The 2,201-nt window shown below is 55.7% G+C and carries 1 protein-coding gene; it reads right to left on the bottom strand.

All coding sequences use genetic code 11. The features are described 5' to 3' along the window. Positions 1–276: 276 nt before the first annotated feature. Complete coding sequence (locus tag PMX72_RS10210) at positions 277–1,971, bottom strand: phospho-sugar mutase (RefSeq protein ID WP_117736970.1); 1,695 nt, start codon at positions 1,969–1,971, stop codon at positions 277–279. Positions 1,972–2,201: the final 230 nt, after the last annotated feature.

Consider the following 2,201-nt stretch of genomic DNA (forward strand, 5'->3'; position numbering starts at 1 on the left):
CAAATGGTTCGATGTCTGCCCGGATGCGACACTGAATGTGTCCATCCTCGCAGTATCCGGTTCTCAAGGTGCACGCCTGGCGGCTGATCCGGTCCGACCGGGCCGCGCGGCAAGGAGATATATTGCCAGACCGGAGGGGCGCCGGGGGCGGGAATCTGGGCGTACACATTTCCTACACAGTTTGGAATTCTCAGCTGAATTTACCAGTAATAAAGAGGGGACCTCGTTTCCGAGATCCCCTCCTCCGTCTATCTATAGAAATAGGCTTTCAAAGCCTTAGGCCAACAGCTTGCGACCGGATTCCTCGATCGCGTCAAGTGCTGCATCAGCCTCGGCGGCATCCGCGCCCTTAGCGAAGATGTACAGCTTAATCTTGGGCTCGGTGCCGGAAGGACGAACAATACCCTTGTTGCCGCCCTCAAGATCGAACTCAATGACGTTAGCCTTCGGCAGGCCGTTCACGCAGGTGTTGTAGTCCACGACGGCCTCAATCTTGGACCCAGCAAGCTCCGCAGGCGGGTTCTCGCGCAGACCGGCCATGATGCCGGCCATCTTTGCCGCACCCTCAGCACCCGGATAGCTCAGCGAAATCGTCTTGTTGTGATAGTAGCCATACTTCTCGTACAGCTCGTGCATCGCATCGGCAAGGTTCTTACCCTGGAGCTTGTAATACTGCGCCATCTGGCAAATCAGAAGTGAAGTGCTCACGGCGTCCTTGTCGCGCACGTGGTCGCCGGCCAGATAGCCGTAGCTCTCCTCGAAACCAAAGATAAAGCGATCGACCTCGCCAGCATCGGAAAGAGAAGTAATGATGTCGCCGATGTACTTGAAGCCCGTCAGGCAGCGGCGGAGCTCAAAACCGTACTCGTCGGCCAGAGCGTCAACCATGGCGGAAGAAACGATAGTAGTAACGGCAACCTTCTTAGTGAGGTCCTCACCGCAGGCAGCACGGGTCTTGCAGATATAGTCGAGCAACAGAACGCCCATCTCATTGCCGGTCAGTAGCAGATAGTCATCGCCATTTTTAACGGCAACGCCAACACGATCGGCGTCGGGATCGGTTGCAAGCAGCAAATCAGGGTGAACCTGCTCGCAGAGATCGATACCCTTCTGCATGGCCTGACGGATCTCGGGGTTAGGATACGGGCAGGTCGGGAAATCGCCGTTAGGCTCCTTCTGCTCGGGAACAACCGTGACATCGGTGATGCCAGCGCGCTCGAGCACCGTGGTAACGGGAATGAGGCCGGTACCATTCAGCGGCGTATAGACAAGCTTGAGCGGCGCGCCGGCAATTTCCTCGGCAGAAAGGTTGGTCACGCCACGCGCGAGAACGGCGTCGTAATAACGCTCGAGGCATGAGCCTTCGATCCATTTAACCAGACCCTGCTCAAGAGCCTCATCAAAGTCCATGGACTTCACGCCGGTGAATGTATCGGTCTCGGCGATAGCCTTAGAAATTGCATCGGCGGCCTCGCTGGTGATCTGGCAGCCGTCGGGGCCATAGGCCTTATAGCCGTTATACGGCGCCGGGTTATGACTAGCGGTCATGCAAATGCCACCGGAGCACTTAAGATCACGGACGGCCCAGGAGAGCGTCGGCACAGGAGAAATCTTGGGATACACGAGGGCAGTCACGCCGTTTGCTGCAAGAATGGCAGCCGTCGTCTTAACGAACAGTTCACCCTTATTGCGGCTATCGCGAGCGATGGCAACCGTCGGATGCTCAAAGGTCGCATTGAGATAGTCAGCAAAACCCTGCGTCGCGCGACCGACCGTATAGATATTCATACGGTTAGTGCCCGCACCGATAGTGCCGCGAAGACCGGCAGTACCGAAGGCGAGATCCTGGAAGAAAGCGTCGGTGATGGCGTCCTCATCACCCTGCTCCTTCATCGTGTTGAGCTCTGCGAGGAGCTCCTCGTCCTTGACATTGGCAATCCAAGTATCAAGCAGCTCATGAACATCTGCCATGTGAGTCCTTCCGTCACAATCAATAAAACGACCCGTGTAAAACAGGACAAGCGCATCAGCGCGCTAAAGCAAATATTAGTCCATTGAGAACAGAGAACCGGCCACAGAACGGTGAACGTTTATATTCACCGGTGGATGATTGGATTGATTTAATTACATAGAGAATGTCGCCTTTTAACGCAAAAAAAGGGGAGGCCGCGAGGCCTCCCCCTTCTTCAAGTCTTGCGACG

Source organism: Collinsella aerofaciens (genome assembly GCF_028207065.1).
GTDB lineage: Bacteria > Actinomycetota > Coriobacteriia > Coriobacteriales > Coriobacteriaceae > Collinsella > Collinsella aerofaciens_AR.